13 protein-coding genes are annotated in these 19,550 nt (G+C 62.2%); 10 read left to right on the top strand and 3 right to left on the bottom strand.

Features of this window, described 5'->3' with window-relative positions:
- Nucleotides 1-201 precede the first annotated feature (201 nt).
- The 7 genes from bcsO to PVE98_RS18920 are packed head-to-tail and all read left to right on the top strand — an operon-like array spanning nucleotide 202 to nucleotide 11,584.
- On the top strand, nucleotides 202-786 hold the full coding sequence (gene bcsO / locus PVE98_RS18950; RefSeq protein WP_096072363.1) for a cellulose biosynthesis protein BcsO: 585 nt from the start codon (nucleotides 202-204) through the stop codon (nucleotides 784-786).
- Nucleotides 777-1,580: a cellulose biosynthesis protein BcsQ gene (bcsQ, locus tag PVE98_RS18945; protein WP_033754478.1), complete on the top strand. Its 804-nt coding sequence runs from the start codon at nucleotides 777-779 to the stop codon at nucleotides 1,578-1,580. The genes bcsO and bcsQ (PVE98_RS18945) overlap by 10 nt, the downstream gene beginning before the upstream one ends.
- Nucleotides 1,581-1,630: 50 nt before the next feature.
- A complete protein-coding gene (gene bcsA, locus PVE98_RS18940) occupies nucleotides 1,631-3,730 on the top strand; it encodes a UDP-forming cellulose synthase catalytic subunit (RefSeq protein WP_333620713.1) in 2,100 nt (699 codons plus the stop codon).
- On the top strand, nucleotides 3,727-6,300 hold the full coding sequence (gene bcsB, locus PVE98_RS18935; protein ID WP_096072365.1) for a cellulose biosynthesis cyclic di-GMP-binding regulatory protein BcsB: 2,574 nt from the start codon (nucleotides 3,727-3,729) through the stop codon (nucleotides 6,298-6,300). Before bcsA (PVE98_RS18940) ends, bcsB begins: the two co-directional genes overlap by 4 nt.
- Nucleotides 6,301-6,305: 5 nt before the next feature.
- Nucleotides 6,306-10,118 (top strand): cellulose synthase subunit BcsC-related outer membrane protein, encoded by a 3,813-nt coding sequence (locus tag PVE98_RS18930; protein ID WP_407568531.1) that lies wholly within the window; start codon nucleotides 6,306-6,308, stop codon nucleotides 10,116-10,118.
- Nucleotides 10,118-10,567, top strand: coding sequence for a cellulose biosynthesis protein BcsD (gene bcsD, locus PVE98_RS18925; RefSeq protein ID WP_096072366.1), 450 nt, complete (start codon nucleotides 10,118-10,120; stop codon nucleotides 10,565-10,567). Before PVE98_RS18930 ends, bcsD begins: the two co-directional genes overlap by 1 nt.
- Nucleotides 10,568-10,579: 12 nt before the next feature.
- Entirely contained in the window at nucleotides 10,580-11,584 is a 1,005-nt protein-coding gene (locus PVE98_RS18920; protein WP_096072367.1) for a glycosyl hydrolase family 8, read from the top strand.
- 836 nt (nucleotides 11,585-12,420) lie between these two features.
- Here the strand turns inward: PVE98_RS18920 and bcsG are convergent.
- The 3 genes from bcsG to bcsE are packed head-to-tail and all read right to left on the bottom strand — an operon-like array spanning nucleotide 12,421 to nucleotide 15,814.
- The gene (gene bcsG / locus PVE98_RS18915; RefSeq protein ID WP_333621061.1) at nucleotides 12,421-14,088 is read right to left on the bottom strand and encodes a cellulose biosynthesis protein BcsG; all 1,668 of its coding nucleotides are present in this window, start codon (nucleotides 14,086-14,088) and stop codon (nucleotides 12,421-12,423) included.
- Nucleotides 14,088-14,276 (bottom strand): cellulose biosynthesis protein BcsF, encoded by a 189-nt coding sequence (gene bcsF, locus PVE98_RS18910; protein WP_033754492.1) that lies wholly within the window; start codon nucleotides 14,274-14,276, stop codon nucleotides 14,088-14,090. The genes bcsG and bcsF overlap by 1 nt, the downstream gene beginning before the upstream one ends.
- A complete protein-coding gene (bcsE, locus tag PVE98_RS18905; protein ID WP_096072368.1) occupies nucleotides 14,276-15,814 on the bottom strand; it encodes a cellulose biosynthesis protein BcsE in 1,539 nt (512 codons plus the stop codon). Before bcsE ends, bcsF begins: the two co-directional genes overlap by 1 nt.
- Before the next feature lie 197 nt (nucleotides 15,815-16,011).
- Between bcsE and bcsR the strand changes: the two genes are divergently transcribed.
- From bcsR to bcsA (PVE98_RS18890), 3 genes are read left to right on the top strand one after another with little or no spacing between them, the layout of a single operon-like run.
- Nucleotides 16,012-16,209, top strand: a complete 198-nt coding sequence (gene bcsR / locus PVE98_RS18900) for a cellulose biosynthesis protein BcsR (protein ID WP_033754498.1) — start codon at nucleotides 16,012-16,014, stop codon at nucleotides 16,207-16,209.
- A complete protein-coding gene (gene bcsQ / locus PVE98_RS18895) occupies nucleotides 16,209-16,940 on the top strand; it encodes a cellulose biosynthesis protein BcsQ (RefSeq protein WP_096072369.1) in 732 nt (243 codons plus the stop codon). Before bcsR ends, bcsQ (PVE98_RS18895) begins: the two co-directional genes overlap by 1 nt.
- Nucleotides 16,937-19,549: a UDP-forming cellulose synthase catalytic subunit gene (gene bcsA / locus PVE98_RS18890; protein WP_096072370.1), complete on the top strand. Its 2,613-nt coding sequence runs from the start codon at nucleotides 16,937-16,939 to the stop codon at nucleotides 19,547-19,549. Before bcsQ (PVE98_RS18895) ends, bcsA (PVE98_RS18890) begins: the two co-directional genes overlap by 4 nt.
- Nucleotide 19,550: the final 1 nt, after the last annotated feature.

The raw sequence follows: 19,550 nt of genomic DNA, 5'->3' as shown, positions 1-19,550 counted from the left end.
TGCTTATCTATTTCAGTTAAGGCTAATTAATTAATTTATTAACAAAACCGACAAGAACGGCTTGTGAGAGTTTTAAATCAATCATAAAGATAAAACTCTTTTATTGAATGTGCGTCTTTTATAATCAGATTTTTCTCACCGGGCCTAAATGAATGTGATATATTCCTGGCAAATTTTTTCCTGAATGCAGGCCATGGCCCGATGAAAAATTACGACGATTTGCAGCGTTTCAAAGAAAAAACGCAAACGCTCGATATCGCCTTTAAAGATATGTCAGGCCAGCTGCAGGAACCCGCTGAAAATAGCCAGTGGGCGCTTATTCGCCAGCTGGCAAATGAAGACGCCTCAACGCCGTTCAGCGGCAGCCAGCGTATCGATTTGCCGCAGCCGCAGCCGCTGCGTGGCGATGAGTTTCGCGCGTCAGCCGCCTCGCCGCTGATGCGTCAGCCCGCGGCGTCGCAGCCTGTCGGCGCACGCAGCAGCATTCTCGATAGCCTGACGGATCGCGCGCCTGCTGCTGCGACGCCCCGATCTTCGCTCTTTCCGGCGCCGCCTGAAGCCGTCGCACCGCCCGCCGTCGCGCCCGTTTCCCCGTCGCCTGTTCCGCCGCTTAGCGTACCCGCCGCATCCGTTTCCGCGCCGCCCGTTCAGGCGTTTAGCCTGCCCGCGGCCGCGCCCGTGCGCCGCTTTGGCGGCCTGTTTCGCGCGCGCCACAGCGAGCCGGTCAGCCTGCCGAAAGAAACCCTGCTCAAACCGTTACTGGAGAAGATTGCGCTATGCCGTTAGTTTGTGTGTGCTCGCCAAAAGGGGGAGTCGGGAAAACCACGCTGGCAGCCAATCTGGCCTGGGGATTAGCGCGGGCGGGCAGCAAGGTATTAGCGATCGATTTTGACGTGCAGAACGCCCTGCGTCTGCATTTCGGCGTGCCGCTCAACGACGGCCGCGGCTTTGTCGCGCGCTCGGAAGAGCAGGCGGACTGGAGCCAGTCGATCCTTACCACCGGCGGCAACATTTTTGTCTTGCCCTACGGCGACGTGACCGAGCCGCAGCGCGAGCGTTTTGAAGAGAACCTGGCGAAAGATCCCCACTTCCTGCGGCGCGGGCTGGATACGGTGCTGAACTATCCCGGTCTGGTGATCGTTGCCGACTTTCCGCCCGGCCCCGGCCCGGCGCTAAAAGCGATGAGCGCGCTGGCGCAAATGCATCTGGTGGTGATGCTGGCCGATACCGCCTCGGTTTCGCTGTTACCGCAAATTGAAAATAACCGCATGATTGGCCAGCCGCTAAATAATCAGCTGGGTCACTACTTCGTGCTGAACCAGAGCGATAACCGCCGCAATATTAGCCGCGACGTCACCGCTTTTATGCAGCAGCGGCTGGGCGACAGCTTACTGGGCGTGGTGCATCGCGATGAGAGCGTGGCGGAAGCCAACGCCTCACAGCAGTCGGTTTACGATTTCAGCCCTGCGTCCGCCGCCGCGTTCGATATTGAACTGATTGGAAAACGCGTGGCGAATATCCTCAATATTTCCGTCGGCAATGGCGAAGTTCAGGCGCCGATCCGCAGCAGCCACTATTAATTGCCTGGCGTCGCCGGGCTATAAAAAACAGCGCTTTTCCAGGGTGAATCATGAATAAGATCGGGTTTTACCTGTTGCTGCTGGTGCTTGCGCCGGCGGCCGCGGTAATCGTCATTACGCCGATGGACAGCCAGAAACAATATATATTTGGCTTAATCAGTATTTTGATGATGTTTTTACTGGGGTTCAGCAAAAGCCGTAAAATAACGGTGGTGATGGTTATTCTCTCTGCCCTGATGTCCACCCGATATATCTGGTGGCGCACTACGGAGACGCTCCATTTTAATTCCGAAACGGAAGCGATCCTCGGCATCGGCTTATATCTTGCTGAAATCTATGTCTGGCTGATTCTAATTCTCGGCTTTCTGCAAACCACCTGGCCGCTAAAGCGCACCATCGAACCGCTGCCGGACGACGTCACCCTCTGGCCGACCGTTGATGTCTACGTGCCGACCTATAACGAAAGCCTCGACGTGGTGCGCGATACGGTGCTGGCGGCGCAGTGTATCGACTACCCGCGCGACAAGCTGAAGGTCTATCTGCTGGATGACGGCAAGCGGCCGGAGTTTGCGGTTTTCGCCGCCGACGTCGGCGTCGGCTATATTACGCGCGACGACAACAGCCACGCCAAAGCGGGCAACCTGAACCACGCCATGAAGATCACCAAAGGCGAACTGATCTGCGTGTTTGACTGCGACCACGTCGCCACGCGCACCTTTCTGCAGGCCACCGTCGGCCCATTCCTGTCCGATCCGAAGCTGGCGCTGCTGCAGACGCCGCACTACTTCTATTCGCCCGATCCCTTCGAACGCAACCTGCGCGCGGCGCGCACCATTCCCAACGAAGGCGCGCTGTTCTATGGCCCGGTACAGCAGGGCAACGACAACTGGAACGCCACCTTTTTCTGCGGCTCCTGCGCGGTGATCCGTCGCGTGGCGCTGGAGGAGATCGGCGGCTTTGCGGTGGAAACGGTGACGGAAGATGCCCATACCGCGCTGAAAATGCAGCGGCGCGGCTGGGGCTCGGCGTTTCTGGCGATCCCGCTGGCGGCCGGTCTGGCGACTGAGCGTCTGGGTCTGCACGTGGTGCAGCGTACGCGCTGGGCGCGCGGTATGACACAGATTTTCCGCGTCGACAATCCGCTGCTGGGACGCGGCCTGAAGTGGCAGCAGCGCCTCTGCTACCTCAACGCCATGCTGCACTTTCAGTTCGGCCTGCCGCGGGTGGTGTTCCTGACCGCGCCGCTCGCCTATCTGCTGTTCAATCTCAATATCATTCACTCGTCGGCGTCGCTGATCTTCGCCTATGTGCTGCCGCACCTGGTGATGTCGCTCTACGTCAACTCGCGCATGAACGGCCGCTTTCGCTACACCTTCTGGGGCGAAATCTACGAAACCGTGATGTGTTTCCACCTGGTGATCCCGACGCTGCTGACTCTGCTGTCGCCCAGGCACGGCAAATTTAACGTGACCGACAAAGGCGGCCTGCTCGATCAGGGCTTCTTCGATTTTCACATTGTGCGTCCGCACGTCATCGTGGCGGCGCTGCTGGGCATCGGCATCGCCGCAGGCGTGGGGCGCGCGGTGATGCACGACTACTTCGGCGTCGACCCTTACGTGATTGCCCTGAACGTCGGCTGGGCGCTCTTTAGCCTGATTATCCTGATGGCGGCGATCGCGGTGGCGCGTGAAACGCGGCAGGTGCGTAAAACCATCCGCATCGAGGTAGAGATCCCGGCGATTATCCACTACGCCAGCGGCATTTCGTCGCGCACCCGCACCAGCGATCTCTCCATGGGCGGCGCGCAGCTGGATGCGCCGGATAACCGTCATGAAACCGATGAGATTGAAGAGATCGATCTGCTGCTGCAGTCGGGCGCTATTACCATTCCGGTGAGCAAAATTTCCGGCGACGACAAGTCGATTCGCCTGCGCTTCGCCGCGATGCCGCTGGCGCGTCGGCGCGAGCTGGTGCGCGTGGTGCTGGCGCGCGCCGACGCCTGGCTTCAGCCGGAGTACAAAAAAGACAATGCGCTGCTCTCGCTGGGCACCATTATTCGCACCGTGTTCGAGCTGTTCTGGCTGACCTGGAAGGATCGACGCGCCAAAGGCCACGCGCCTGCCGCGGCAAAAGAGGACGGCGCAGCATGAAAATCATGACTCACTCTCTGCTGGCGTCATCGCTGGCGGCGGCGCTGTGGCTGAACGCAGGCTGGGCGGAAGCGCCCGATAATTCTGCCGCGCCGGTCAACAGCGCCGCGCCCGCCGCGCCGGAGCCGGCTGTGCCTGCCGCGCCACAATCGAGCGCGTCCACCGCGCCGGAATCGAACCCGCTCGCCGCGCCCGAACTGAACGCGCCAGCTGCGCCTGAGTCGAGCGCGCCTGCTGCACTGGAATCGAGCGCGCCCTCAACCCAGCAGGAGCGCGTGCTGTCTGACTTGCCGCCGCCGGCGGGACTGGAGCAGGCCGATCCGCAGCTTTCGTCCGCCGCCGCCGCCGCGCCCTTTGTGCCGGGCCAGCCGGTAATTGCGCCTGCGCCAGCCGCGGCGCTGAACCAGCCGATCAGCAGCACCATTTCCGTCGCGCAGATGGGCCAGCAGCAGGGCATTATCCTGAGCGGCGGCCAGCTGCAGTCCGGCATCGTTTTTACTCTGCCGGGTGATGAGGTAATCACCAACGCGCACCTCAATTTGTCGCTGCGCGTCTCTCAGGCGCTGGCGGCACGCAACACCTCGCTGCAGCTGATGCTCAACGGCCAGCCGCTCGGCACGCTGCCCCTTGGCGCCAGCGACAGCGACGTCAGCGACTATCAGCTCGAGATCCCCGCCGCAATGGTGGTCGCCAGCAATAACCTCAGCTTTAAAATTAACGATGCGGATAAGCTGCTGTGCGAGAAAGAGAGTGCGCAGAACTATCAGGTTACGATCCTGCCGAAAACTACGCTGAGTCTGGAAGGGCAGCAGCTGAATATCGGCACGCGCCTGCGCAACTTCCCGCGTCCGTTTATCGACCCGTTGCGCATGACGCCCGCGTCGGTCACCATGGGCTTCGCCAGCAACGTCGCGCCGGACGCGATTAGCGCCGCCGCGCTGGTGGCGTCGTGGCTCGGCATTCAGAGCGACTATCGCACCATCCGCTTCCCGGTATCGCGCGGCGAGCTGCCCGAGCAAAATGGCATTCTGTTCGGTCATCCGGGCGATCGTATCGGCGCTCTGACTCTGCCGCAGGCGAGCGGCCCGCAGCTGACGCTGGTGGATAACCCTAATAACCCGGTCTATAAGCTGCTGCTGGTAACGGGCGAGGATGACGCCCAGCTGCGTCAGGCGGCGCTACGCCTCACCACGCAGCCGCTGAATACCGACGCCAGCAGCCTCGCCGTTCAGCCGCAGCCTCTCGCCAGCCGCAAACCCTACGACGCGCCGCGCTGGATCAACACCAGCCACCCGGTGCGTCTCAACGAACTGCTGGACCCGAACCAGAGCCTGACGTCGACCGGCCTCTGGCACGACGCGCTGCGCGTTAATTTCCGCGCCGCGCCGGATCTCTTCCTGTGGGACGGCGATACCGTGCCGGTAAACCTGAGCTATCGCTTTCCGTCGGAGAGCTGGATCGACGAGAACAGCTCTTTCCTCAACGTGATGCTGAACGGCACCTTCCTGCGCAACCTGACGGTAAACAAAGTCGGCCTGCTCGAACAGGCGTGGCACCGTCTGGGCGGCGACGCGCGTCAGGAGCAGTATCAGCTGCATCTCGATCCCTGGCTGATCTACGGCGACAACCAGCTCTCGCTCTACTTCAATATCCGGCCGAAAGCGGACGCGCCCTGTGGCGTGCTGCTCAACAACAACATCAAAAGCCGCATTGAAGAGGCGTCATGGATCGACCTGAGCCACACGCGCCACTTCACGCTGCTGCCTAATCTCTCCTACTTCGTCGGCGCTTCCTTTCCCTTTACGCGGCTGGCGGACTTCAGCCAGACCACGCTGCTGATGCCGGAGAAACCGAGCAATGCCGAAATCGCCACGCTGCTCGATCTGGCGGCGCGCGCGGGCAACGCCACCGGCGCGGCGCTGACGCAGAACCAGGTGATGTTCGGCCTGCCCAGCGGCGGCACTCACCTGGCGCGGCTGGCGAAGAGCGACGTGCTGGCGATCAGCACCACCGGCGACAGCCGCTTTAACCAGCAGATGCTGGCGCGTTCGCCGTTCGAGGCTAACGGCGCCAACTTCGGCGTGAAAACGCCCTCGACCCTGGACAACGTGCGCAGCTGGCTGACCGGCGACTGGTATCGCCAGCCGCTGGACGCCGATCGCTACTTCTCCTCGAACGAGGCGTGGCGCGGCTTTGTCAGCTACCGCTCGCCCTGGAATCCCGATCGCACCGTGGTAATGACGGTCGCGACCAGCGACGAACAGCTGCTGCGGCTGCATGGCGATTTGAACTCGGCGCGCATTAACGCGGCGATCCGTGGCGATACCGCCATCATCACCGACGAGAACGGCATTCGCAGCTTCCGCGTCGGCCCGCAGTATCCGAGCGGCGAGATGCCCTGGTACATGATGGTGGTGTGGTACGCCAGCCAGCATTCGGTGCTGATGGCGCTGGCGGCGCTGATCCTTGCCGGGCTGGCGGGCGCGGCGATTTTCGCCATGCTGCAGCGCCATGCGCGGCGTCGACTTACCCCGCCCAACGCGCGCGACTCCGGTAAGAGGTCAGGATGAACACAATGAAAACAACGATAAGCACCGGTATCCGTCGCGCGCTGCTGCTGGGCGGCGCGCTTTCTCTCTCTCTGCCGCTGCTGGCGGCGGAAAGCGCCAATCCGGCGCTGCAGGCGCTGTTCGACCAGGCGGCCTACTGGCATCAGAAAGCGCATGACGATCTAGCGAAATCCGCGCTGCAAAAAGTGTTGATGGTGGAACCGAGCAACGCGCAGGCGCTCTATCTGCTGGCGCTTTACTCGCAGCAGGGCGGTGACGTCGAAGGCGCGGCGCGCTACCGCCAGCAGTTGAGCAGCGTCTCGCCGCAGGACGCGCGCCTGAGCGAACTGGATAACGCGCGCCAGCTGCAAACCATCCCGCAGGCGCAGCTGTCGCTGGCGCGTCAGCAGGCGCGCAGCGGCAATATCGCCGCGTCGCTGCAGACGTGGCGCAACACCTTTAACGGCAATGAGCCGCCCGCCAGCGTGGCGGCGGAGTACTACCTGACGATGGCGGGCGACCGCACCCTGCTGCCGCAGGCGGTCGACGCGCTGCGGCAGTTCTCGGCGGCGCATCCGCAGGATGTCAGCGCCAGGCTGGCGCTGGGCAAAGCCCTGACCTATCAGGACGCCACGCGCCGCGAGGGCGTGGATCTGCTCGGCACGCTGGCGGACGGCAGCGCGGAGGCCGATCGTTCGCTGCGCCAGGCGCTGCTGTGGCTCGGCCCGCAGCCGTCGGACGCCTCGCGCTATCAGAGCTGGCAGCAGCGCCATCCGCAGGACGCGGCGGTAATGGATTACTACCGTAAAAATGTCGGCGGCGCCGAGAAGGGCGCGGGTTTTAACGCGCTTAACAGCGGCGACGTCAGCGGCGCGCAAAACAGTTTTGAGAAAGTGCTGAACGCCAGTCCGCAGGATGCCGACGCGCTGGCGGGCATGGGCTACGTCGCGCAGCGCGGCGGCCGCTACGGTGAAGCGGCGGACTACCTGCAACGCTCGGCCCAGCTTGGTGGCGAGCGCGGCGCCGAGCGGCAGCAGCAGGCCAACGATGCGCGCTTCTATGCGCAGCTGGCGGCGGCGCAGCAGGCGCTGAAAAACGGCGACAGCGCCCAGGCGCTCTCGCTCAGCGCGCCGCTGACGCAGGCGGAAGGGGAAAAAGGCATCGCCGCGCAGCTGTTCCGCGCCGACGTGCTGCGCCGCAGCAGCCAGTTCAGCGAGGCGGAGCGCGCCTATCGCGCCATCCTGCAAAACGATGCGGATAACCGCAGCGCGAAAGAGGGGCTGTTCTATGTTCTGCGCCAGCAAAACCGCAGCGCCGAGGCGAGTACGCTGCTGGCGTCGCTGCCCGACAGCGTGCGCCAGAGCGTGGCGCCGCGCGCCAGCAATGGCGGCAGCGATCCGATTCGCCAGCAGGCGAAACGCGAGCTGAAGGCAGGCGACGCCAGTGCGGCGATCGCCACGCTGCAGCAGGGCATTCAGCGCTACCCCAGCGACGGCTGGCTGCGCCTGGACCTGGCGCGCCTCTACCGCGCGCAGGGCGACACGCCGCAGGCCGCAGGCGTGATGCAGTTTGCGATGCGCGACGGCGCGGGCGTCAGCGAGCGCTACGCCGCCGCTATCAACGCCAGCGAGAGCGGCGGCTGGCAGCAGGCCAGCGCGCTGCTGGCGCGTATTCCCGCCAGCGCCCAGACGCGCGACATGCGCGAGCTGGCGCAGCGCGTTAACTTCAATCTGCAGATGGCGACCGCCGACAGCTATCTGGCGCAGGGCGCGAACGCCGCCGCTGTTAACACGCTAAAAGCGCTGGCGCAGACGCCGCCCGCTAATCCGGCGGATGCCGGCAATCTGGCGCAAAAGCTCGCCAGAGCGGGCGACGTCGCGACAGCCGTCGCGATCGTGCGCGGCAACATGCAGCGCGGCGTACAGGGCAATGCAGGCGACTATGCGGCGCAGGTCGCCGTGCTGAACCAGGCGGGACTGGCCAGCGAAGCGCAGCGCTTCCTCGACGCGCCAGAGCTGCAGGCGCGCAGCACGCCGACGCAGCTGGCAGGCATTCGCAACGGCTACGTGATTAATCAGGTAGATCGCCTGCGCGAGCAGAAGCAGTACGCCGCCGCCTATGACAAGCTCATCGGCGCCCTGCAGCACGACCCGCAGAATCGCGATCTGATGTTCGCCATGGCCCGTCTCTATCAGGACGGCAAGATGAACAAAGAAGCGGGCGTGGTCTATGACTACCTGTTGACCCAGGACACCGCGACCCAGGACGCGCGCGTCGGCGCGATTAACGTGGCGCTGGCGCAGAACAACCTGGCGCGCGCCAACGATCTGTCGCGCGGTCTGCAGGCGCAGCAAACGCCAGAGCGCTTGCTGCTGCTGGCGCGCGTCGCCGATGCGAACGGCGATCGCGCCCAGGCGATGCGCTACCTTCGCAGCGCGCGCGGCCAGCTGACTGGTTTGCAGGGCGCACAAAACGGCGAGACGCCGACCGTCGGCGGCCTGGCGCTGGCGGACAATCCCTTTATCGACCGCAGCGCCTCGCCGGTGGGACGCTCGCCATCCAGCTACGGCAGCGTGCTGCCGTGGCAGAGCGCGCCGGCTGGCGTGACCAGCAGCGCCGAAGGCGTCGTCCTGGCGAGCGGCGCTAACCTGCCGCTGCAGCAGGCGCGCACCCTGCATCAGATCGACAGCATGATGGAGGGGCTGCAGGAGAAAACCGGCACCTGGACGCAGGGTCAGGTGCAGGTGCGTGCGCGCGACGGCGAGTCGGGCCTCAGTAAGCTGACCGAGGCGAAAGCGCCGCTGACCTTCTCAACCGTGCCCTTCGGCGACGCACGCTTCGATTTTATGATGACGCCGCTTTCGCTGACGGCGGGCAGCGCGGCGGGCGATGCATGGCGTCGCTTCGGCAGCAACGCGCTTGAGCAGGCGAAGGTGGTTGCCGCCGGCGGCGCGAAGGCCACCGACGTGCCGAGCGCCTCGACCGATTCGCAGCGAGCATCCGGCGTAGAGCTGAACCTGGCGCTGAAAGGCGACAGCTATAAAATCGACCTTGGCAGCACGCCGCTGGGCCAGGATCTCAGCACGCTGGTGGGCGGGGTGCAGTGGTCGCCGAAACTCACCGACTTCCTGACGCTGATCCTTACCGGAGAGCGCCGCGCGATGACCGACAGCCTGCTCTCTTACGTCGGCGTACAGGATAAAGCGAGCGGCAAACGCTGGGGCGGCGTCACTAAAAACGGCGGCAATGCGCTGCTGAGCTATGACAACGGCGATGCGGGCTTCTACGTCGGCGGCGGCGCCTACAGCTATATCGGCGAGAACGTGGCGAGCAACGACAGTCTTAACGCCACGGCGGGCGCTTACGTACGGCCTTTCCACCGTGACGACCGCGAACTGAAGGTCGGCATGAGCCTGTCGTGGATGGATTTCTCGAAAAACCTCAGCTATTTCAGCTACGGTCAGGGCGGCTACTTCAGCCCGCAGAACTATACGGCGGTGTCATTTCCCATCGATTTTACGCGCAAGTTTGATGACCTGAGCGTAAAGGTCGGCGGCTCGGTCGGCTATCAGTCTTACAGCCAGGATCGCAGCGCATACTTCCCGAACGATCCCGCTATGCAGGCGCAGCTGGAATCCTATGCGGCGAGCGGCGCGGTAAAGAGCGCTTACTATAGCGGCGACAGCAAAAACGGCATCGGCTACAACCTGCACGCCGGCGCGGATTACAAAGTGAATAAAGCGGTTACGGTCGGCGGCCAGCTGGGCTACGACACCTTCGGCGACTACAGCGAAAGCACGGCGCAGCTCTACTTCCGCTATCTGTTTGGAGACAACTAATGAGTGAGCATACGGGCGCGGCAAGCCATACGCATCAGCCGGGCTGGTTCGATCTGGTCTGCGTGATGATGGAGGGCATGCTCGCCAATGCGGGCAAAGAAGAGGCGGAGGCGTTTCTCTACGACATGGGCGATTCGCTGGCGGCGCGCTATCCTTTGCCTGACGCGCGCACCGTGCAGGATCTGGAGCGCGAAATGAATTTGCAGCTGGCTCGCTTTAACTGGGGTTTTGTTCAGCTGCAGCCGCAGGACGCGGCGATTTTACTGAAGCACCATGCGCTGCCTGCGGGCGACGGCGCGCTGGATGCGAAAAGCTGGCAGTCGGCGCTGGCCGCCGTGCTGGCGGGACTTTACGGCGGCTGGCTGCGCGCGCAGGGCGGCGGCGCGGCGGTTGCGGTGGCGCTGGAGCTGGAGCTTAACGACGGCAATACGCTGCACTATCGGTACTAACGGAGCGATAAGATGACAAAGCCAGCCTGGCTCAGATGGGTGATTTTTTTCATGGTGATGATGGTAAGCGCGCAGGCGTCGGCCGATGGCTGGAGCACCTTCAAAAGCCGCTTTTCAACGCCGGAAGGACGTATTGTCGATAACGCCAACAATAACGTCAGCCATACCGAAGGGCAGGGCTACGGCATGCTGCTGGCGGTGGCGAACGACGATCGCGCGACCTTCGATAAGCTGTGGAGCTGGACGCGCCAGCATCTGCTGAATACGCAAAACGATCTCTTCTACTGGCGCTATACGCCGGATGCCGCTGAACCGGTGGCAGACAAGAACAACGCCTCCGACGGCGACGTGCTGATCGCCTGGGCGCTGCAGCGCGCGGCCGATAAGTGGTCGTCGCAGGCCTATCAGCAGGCGTCGGATCGCATTCAGCGCGCCATCGTGAAGCACAATGTGGTGACCTACGCGGGACGTACGGTGATGCTGCCGGGCGCGCAGGGGTTCAACAAGACCAGCTACGTCGTGCTGAACCCCTCCTATTTTATTTTCGAGGCCTGGCGCGAATTTGCCGAACATAGCCATCTCAAGGTGTGGAACGCCCTGATTGACGACGGCATGGATTTGCTGGGCGAGATGCATTTCGGCAAAACGGGCCTGCCGCTTGACTGGGTGGCGCTGAATGCGGACGGCTCAGTAGCGCCCGCGGTGGGCTACTCGAACCGTTTTAGCTACGACGCGGTGCGCGTGCCGCTCTATATCTGGTGGTACGATCCGCAGAGCCTGCGTCTGGTGCCGTTCCAGAACGTCTGGCAGCGCTACGGTCGCCTGACGACGCCTGCCTGGTTCGACGTGCTGGGCAACAGCAACGCCCCTTATAATCTCGACGGCGGCCTGCTGGCGATCCGCGATCTGACGCTGAACGAGACCGGCTATATCAGCGATCGGCTTGCGCCGGACCAGAATTATTTTTCCGCCAGCTTGCAGTTGCTGGTGTGGCTGGCGCTTCAGGAGAAGCGTTGACGGGTGAGGTTCGCTGCGGCGAACGGGCGCTTTTTGTCCGCTGCGCGGACGGGCGAGGTGCCTGCTGCGCAGGCGGTCTTGAGCGGGTTTCGTTCGCCTGACAGCGGTGCGGGTTTCGTTTGCCTTGCAGCGGCGCGGGTTTCGTTCGCCTGACAGCGAGGGAGTTTCATTTCGCCCGCTGCGGGCGACCGAGCAGGGCCGGTAGGCGCCGGCCCTGCACCCGCGCCCCGGGCCAGCTCACCCGCCCGCTGCGCGGGTCCCTTCGCTCTCTCAGGATTTCTGACGGACCGGCTGGATTCGCCATCCCTGGCTCATGCCAGCCTCTTCGCGGCATCCCTGCCGCTCGTCCTGAAATCCTTCCTCCGCTCAGCGGCTGCGATGGCCCCCACAACCCCGCTGTACGTCCCGATTCCTGAAGGCGCAACTTCGTCGCTGAAAGCATGAGACATGCATTCAGACGACGCCGTCGTTAATAAAAAACAAGGGAACTCACAGGCGGGCAGTCAGAGGCATCCGACACGCTGAGGCGCGCACGGCGGCCAGGACGAGCCGACAGGACGTCGGCGAGAGCGCGGCATGAGACAGGATGTCGAATCCGCGCGGTCCGTGCGGCCGACGTAAGCAACGAAGGGACCGCGCGGAGCGCGGCGTGGAGGCTGCCGGAAGCCGGGATTGTTAAGGGGCTGGCGAGCCCCTTAACACGCACGCCAGCAGCGGAGCGGCTGAAACTCCCTGCCGCCTGGCGGGCGGAACCCGCTCAGAGCCCATTCGCGCAGCGAACCTTGCCGCCTGGCGGGCGGAACCCGCTCAGAGCCAACCTGCGCAGCAGGCAAAACCTACTGCGGATAAGCAACCCAGTCGCCGCCGTTCAGCCGGATCCACGGCTTGCCCTGATACATCATCACCACGGCATTGTCATTCTCCGACACCACCGGCGTCTGCGGCAGCTTGTCCGCCAGCACCGACATATTGACGTTTGGCGCGTTAAACACCTGCCCATCCACCACGCGGGAAACCAGCTCGGAAATCGCCAGCAGGCTGGTCGGCGCGTCGATGGCCAGCGGCTGATCCTGATGCGGCGCTTTCATGCCGACAAACTTAATGCCCACCGGCACATGCGTAATGCTCGGACTGGGAATATCACGCAGGCCGGACATCTGCATCTTATCGCCCTGCAGCGCCGCGCCGTGCTCCGGCACCACCAGCACCATCACGCGTCGACCCGACTTCTCCAGATTGGTCAGGAACGCGTCGAGCTGGTCGAACAGCAGCTGCGCGCGCGGCTTCCACGGCGCGGTTTTGGTGCTGCCGAGATCGCGCGTGCCATCATGCAGCGGGATCAGGTTATAGAACGTGGCGCTGCGCGCGTCGCTGCTCTTGCTGCGGTCATCCAGCCAGCGCTGCATCAGCTGCGCATCGTTAAATACCGGCGAGCCGTCGAACGAGGTCAGCTCCGGCGCAATGCCCGCCTGCGACATCAGCGGCGCCTGCATGTCACCGTCATCACGCAGCTCCTTGAGATAGTTACCAAACACGCCGGTATGGTCCATCATCAACTGCTCTTTAAAGCCCAGCTTCGCCAGATTCTGAAACAGATAGCAGCTTGTGTCGGTCGGTTTATAGAGATCGCTGTGCGACGTCTGGCCGCAGCTGGCGCGCAGCAGACGAATCCCCGCCGGGCCGCTGTAGCCGGTAGCGGAATTGTAGTTGTTCAGCACGATATCGAAGTGGCGCCACAGCGGATGGCTGCGCAGTTGCGAAACGTCGATATCGGACCAGGCGAGTGAACAGATATTCACCACCAGAATATCGAACGGCTGCGAATCCGCAGGCAGGCTGTCGGGAAAATGGGTCACGCGCTTGCGTTCGCTGTCGTAAAAACGGTTCAGCCAGGCGGTCAGGTTGGCGCTGGTGGGCGGCGCCGACTGATCGAGGCCGTCCGGCGCGGCGGCGGCCGGGCTCTGTCCGGCCGCTGGCGTCTGGTTAAGCACCACCTCCGGCGTGGCGGCTTTGGTCGGCAGCAGCGACAGCGCGGGGCCGGCGATGGTCAGCACGTTAAGCCAGATCAGCATCAGCGAGACCAGCACCGTTACGCGGATCCACTGCGAAACAAAGAGATAGAGCACCAGCAGCGCAAAGGTGGCGCCGACCATCTGCCAGTTAATGAAGCGGTTAACCAGATCGAACAAATAGGCGCCGGAGAAGCCCGCCAGCTGGTCGCCCTGGCTGAGAATGCTCTCCAGCCCTGGCAGCCAGGTGTCGTGCCAAAAGAGGCCGAAGCCGATGGGAATCGATATCCAGCTGCGCAGGCGGTGCAGGCGCGGCGAGGGCAGCGGGAACAGCAGCCAGGCCAGGAACACCAGATTGCTCAAGGCGTGGAAGTTGAGATAGCCGTACCAAAGCAGGCCGAACTTGAGCAAAAAGTAGAAGTTCCAGCCGCCCAGCCCGCGCCAGTAAGACCATAAGCGGGAAGAGTGAGCGGAAGTCGGTTGATCGTTATTCATTAATGATTTGCATCCTTTTTCGAGGATTTACGCTGCCAGTGGCCTTCAGACTTTAACGCGCGCGCAGGCAGCAGGCGATTCAACATGCCGTTCCAGCGACGCGGCAGCCATTGCCGATATAACGGCTTTAGAAACAGTAAGATGACTAACGTCAGCAGCGCAATCTGCACCCAGTCCATCAGGTTCATCAGCTTTTCATCTCCGGCAGTAAAGTAATCGGCTGCGGCGCGCTGCGTTCGCGCGTTTCCGCCGGTTCGTCAGCGCTCTGCGTCGGCTGGATCTGCGGTGTGATATCCTGCAGCGCATTCGGCGTCAGATTTTTTATGTTATTGATTTCGGCGAGAATTTGATTGTCCTCAAACCAAACCATCCTGTTCGCGAAAAGCTCGTCGTGCGGCAGCGAAAAGATAAATTTCAGCGCTTTATCGAGATCGTTATAGCGGCAGGAAGAGAGAAACAGGATGACGCGATCGTCCAGCACCGTCACCAGATCGCCGAAGCGGCGCGGCTTGCACAGCGTCAGGATCTGCTGCGGTCTGAGCTGCGGCACCGGCCGCAGCGCCACCAGCAGACCTTTGTCGTTATCCGGCAGCAGGGTGTTGCCGATCAGCTGTCCCACCGCCTGACAGAAGGCGTCGAGGCGCAAATAGCCTTTCTCATGCAGCGGCTGCAGCGCGGCGGTCAGCGCGTCCAGGTTAGCCGGCACGCGGCGGTTGAAAACCTGGCCCTGCAGGCCTTCCAGCGTGGTCAAAAAGCGCGACATGGTGGCGCTGGCGGAGACGATGGCGCTGACGCCGCACGCCAGCAGCAGACGTTCGTCGCTGTAGCGCAGGCTGGTGCCCATTTCGCGCACCACGATTTTTAAGCCGTTGCCGCGCGCGCGGCGCAGGCTATGCACCATTTTCGCCAGCTCGCCGATCAGGTCGCTGCGGCTCAGGCTGAAAATCACCGTCGCGGCGCTCGCCTGCTGGGCGCGCAAAAAGACCTGTTCATTATCGTCAAACAGCTGCCACTGACGCGAAAGGGGCGGTGCGCCCTCCAGCACTATTTTATCGGCAAGATATTGTTGCTCGTCGTTTAAGCTGAGCGGCTCCTGCTTTTCATTTTCATTTACGGCGTAAAAGCGATCGTCTTTGCAGTCAAGACGAATGGCGCGGTCAGCGAGCAACCGATCGCCGGCATACCACCAGTTAATTCGATATTGCCAGCTATCCTGTTGAAAGGCTAAATGCGCCAGGCCGTCAAGCTGCCGAAAATAACGCTGAAGATTATTACGCAGGTTAATTATCGTGGCGCCAGAGGTGACCATTAAAAGCGTCATCTGTTTTTTAATCAGCACCCGGCGCATGCGCTTTATCCACGAGGTTAACTCGGCGTCGTCGAGTTTATCCCACTGCGCCGCGCTGCTGTTAAAAATCACCAGCCCGTTTTTACTGGCGAGCTTGCGGGAAAAGTCGCTCTCCAGATGCAGCAGGCTGCTTTTATTTTTAGGCAGAGAAAACAAGGGAATACGGTCAGGCCCGCCCGCCGGATCAGGCGTCAGCAGATCGCGCGGCTTTTCATCTGCGCTGATAAGGGTGACGGATTGCTGCGCCAGGATCGCCTGACGAATAAAAGCGCGCGCATCTTCCTGACGCGCGCAGGTTACCCAATAACAGCCGGGCGTTTGCAATACCGTTAATTCAGGCTGAACCTGCAACAGCCCCAGCGCAAAGGAATTTTTCATATTGAATTCGCGATTTGTTCAGTCCAGGCTAGCTTATTATAGACAGGGCAGGATGCAACCTGAGAAATTTAAAAATACGTTATGACAGACGGGTTCGCATTGATCTATCATCGCGCCGATTCAGGCAGCGTCGATTTAACGCCTGCGTGAATATAACCACCTTTTACCCGACGTTGTTTTATCCGTGGCGAAAAGTAATGAAAAATGAAAATGCTTATACTCTGGTCGCGTCCGACGGCCAACGTCAGGATGATATTAGCGCCTTGCGCGACGCTTTTTCTCTACAGGCTTTTCGCTATATCGACATCGCTCGCGAAGAGCGGCTGGCGAACATTGTCGCGCGCTGGCCGCTGTTAGCCGAAACGTCGGCGGAACAGCCGGGAAGGTCGCGCTAATGCCGCTGATCGCGCTGCAAGGCGTACGCGGCGGTACGGGCGCCACCTCTATCGGCGCCGCGCTCGGCTGGGCGCTGACGGCGCTGGGCGAAGGCGTACTGCTGATTGACGGCTCTCCGGTGAGCCAGCTCGGCGCGCACTTTAATCTGCCCGCGCTGCCGGAAAAAGGCTGGATGCAGGCGCTGCTCGGCGGCGACGCCTGGCAGGGCGCTGCGCTGCGCTATCCCGATGGTCCTGATCTGCTGCCTCATGGCTCGCTTACTCATCAGAAAGATTTTACTTTGCTGCATCAGGACGCCGCGATCGCCGCGCCGCTGCTCGACGCGCTGGCGGATCTGCAGCGCCGCTATCGCTGGATAATTTTTGATCTGCCCGCGGATTCGTTGCCCTGGCATGAGGCTCTCTATCCGCGGCTCGATGGCGTAGTGCGCGTGCTGACGCCTGACGCCAACTGTCATCTCCGTCTCTGTCAGCACTCTTTTACGCCGCATACGCGCTTTCTGATCAACCAGTTCAACGCCAACAGCCAGCTGCAGCAGGATCTGCATCAGCTATGGGTCGCGTCGCTGAATAACCTGATCCCGCTGCTTATCCATCGCGACGAAGCGCTGGCGGAAGCGCTGATGATGAAGCAGCCGGTAGGGGAGTATCGTCCGCATGCGCTGGTCAGCGAAGAGATCACCACGCTGGCGAACTGGCTGCTGCTCCATCTGAACGGAGAACAGCCGTGAATCCGCTGCGCTGGCTGCTGACCGCGCCGGTCTGGCAGGCGCTGCGTTCGCGTTACGTCACGGCGCGCGAGCGCGGCGCGTCCCGCTTCGCCAGCGGCCTGAATCTGTTCTGGTGCGCGCTGGGCTGGGCGCTGCTGCGTTTTGAGACGCCGGGATGGCAGCGCATTATTCAGGATCGCCGCCGTCTCTATCCGCATATCTCGCCGGAGCGCCCGCGCCCGCTGGATATTGTGCGCTATCTGGTGCAGACGCTGTGGCTGGTAGTTATTCTGCCGCAAGATGACAGCGGCCGCAGCGAGCGTCAGCGTTTTAAAGGCTTCCTGCCGCTGTTTCGCTGGCGGCAGCGCGGCTATCAGTGGCTCGATACGCTCTCCGCGCGAGTTCAGAATGGCAACGTCGACGCGCGTCTCGAACAGCGGCTGCAGCAGCTCTCGCCGCTGGCACGTCGCCTCTTTTTTATCGGCGCGGCGCTGTTCGCTTCACTGCTGGCGCTGCTCTGCATCAGCCAGCCGTTCGGGCTGCTGACGCAGTTTATCTTCGTGGTGCTGCTCTGGAGCCTGGCGATGCTGGTGCGGCGCGTGCCGGGCCGCTTCCCGACCATGATGCTGATCGTGCTGTCGCTGACCGTCTCCTGCCGCTATCTGTGGTGGCGCTATACCTCGACGCTCAACTGGGACGATCCGCTTAGCCTGATATTCGGACTACTGCTGATTGTGGCGGAAACCTACGCCTGGGTAGTGCTGGTGCTGGGCTATTTTCAGACGCTGTGGCCGCTTAACCGTCAGCCGGTCTCGATGCCTGCCACGCTCGATCAGTGGCCGAGCGTCGATCTGCTGGTGCCGACCTACAATGAGCCGCTCAGCGTGGTGAAGCCGACTATCTATGCGGCGATGGGCATCGACTGGCCAAAAGATCGGCTCAATATCTATCTGCTCGACGACGGCAGCCGCGAAGAGTTTCGCGAATTCGCCGCCAGCGTCGGCGTGAACTATGTAGTGCGACCGACGCACGAGCACGCCAAGGCGGGCAATATCAACCATGCGCTGAAAACGCGCTGCCGCAGCGAATTCGTCTCGATATTCGACTGTGATCACGTGCCGACGCGCGCCTTCCTGCAGATGACCATCGGCTGGTTTATCAAAGATCCGAAGCTGGCGATGCTGCAGACGCCGCACCACTTCTTCTCGCCCGATCCCTTTGAACGCAACCTGGGCCGCTTCCGCCGCACGCCGAACGAAGGCTCGCTGTTTTACGGCCTGGTGCAGGACGGCAACGATACCTGGGACGCCACCTTCTTTTGCGGCTCCTGCGCCGTGCTGCGCCGCAGCGCGCTGGATGAGATCGGCGGCATCGCGGTGGAAACCGTGACCGAAGATGCGCACACCTCGCTGCGCCTGCACCGGCGCGGCTACGCCTCCGCCTATATCCGCATTCCTCAGGCGGCGGGGCTGGCGACCGAGAGCCTGTCGGCGCATATCGGCCAGCGCATCCGCTGGGCGCGCGGCATGGTGCAGATTTTCCGTCTTGATAATCCCTTGTTCGGCAAGGGGCTGAGGTGGGTGCAGCGCCTTTGCTACGCCAACGCCATGCTGCACTTTCTCTCCGGCATTCCGCGCCTGATCTTCCTGCTGGCGCCGCTGGCGTTTTTGCTCTGCCACGCCTACATCATCTACGCGCCCGCGTTGGCTATCGCTATCTACGTGCTGCCGCATATGCTGCACACCAGCCTGACCAACTCACGCATTCAGGGGCGCTGGCGTCACTCTTTCTGGAGCGAGGTGTATGAAACCGTGCTGGCCTGGTATATCGCCCGGCCGACCACCGTGGCCCTGTTCAATCCGCACAAAGGCAAATTCAACGTGACGGCGAAAGGCGGCCTGGTAGAAGAGCACCATCTCGACTGGGTGATCACCAAACCCTATATGTTCCTGGTGCTGCTCAACCTGGCGGGCGTGGCGATGGCCTTCTGGCGCATGAACTACGGCCCGGCCAACGAGGTGCTGACGGTCTGGGTGAGCCTAGTGTGGGTCATCTACAACATGGTGATCCTCGGCGGCGCGGTGGCGGTTTCCGTCGAGGCGCGGCAAATCCGCGAGGCGCACCGCGTGGAGATCGCCATGCCCGCCGCTATCGCGCGCGAAGATGGCCATATGCTGCCCTGTACGCTGCGCGACTACTCCGACGGCGGCGTCGGCGTCGAAATGCGTGAATCGAATGCGTTGAAGGAAGATGAAAAAGTCTGGCTGCTGCTGCGCCGCGGCCAGCAGGAGTTCAGCTTTCCGTGCCGCGTGCAGCGCGTCTTCGGCCTGCGCGCCGGTATTCGTCTGCATCAGCTGACGACTCAGCAACATATCGAATTTATCCAGTGCACCTTCGCCCGCGCCGATACCTGGGCGCTGTGGCAGGACGGTTTCCCGGAAGATAAACCGGTGCAGAGCCTCGCCGATATCATGATCCTCGGTTTTAAAGGCTATCTGCGCCTGGCGGAATATGGTCCGCCGCAGTTACGTCGGCTGTTTAACCTGCTTACCGCTGGGGTGAGCTGGCTGGCCTCGCTGTTGCCGCAGGGCATCGGGCGGACGCCCGCTTCAAAAAACGTATTGAGTTGAT

Origin of the sequence: Pantoea sp. GABEPS69 (assembly GCF_045780835.1) — a bacterium.
Lineage (GTDB): Bacteria > Pseudomonadota > Gammaproteobacteria > Enterobacterales > Enterobacteriaceae > Pantoea > Pantoea septica.
This window is presented reverse-complemented; position numbering and strand designations above follow the sequence as displayed.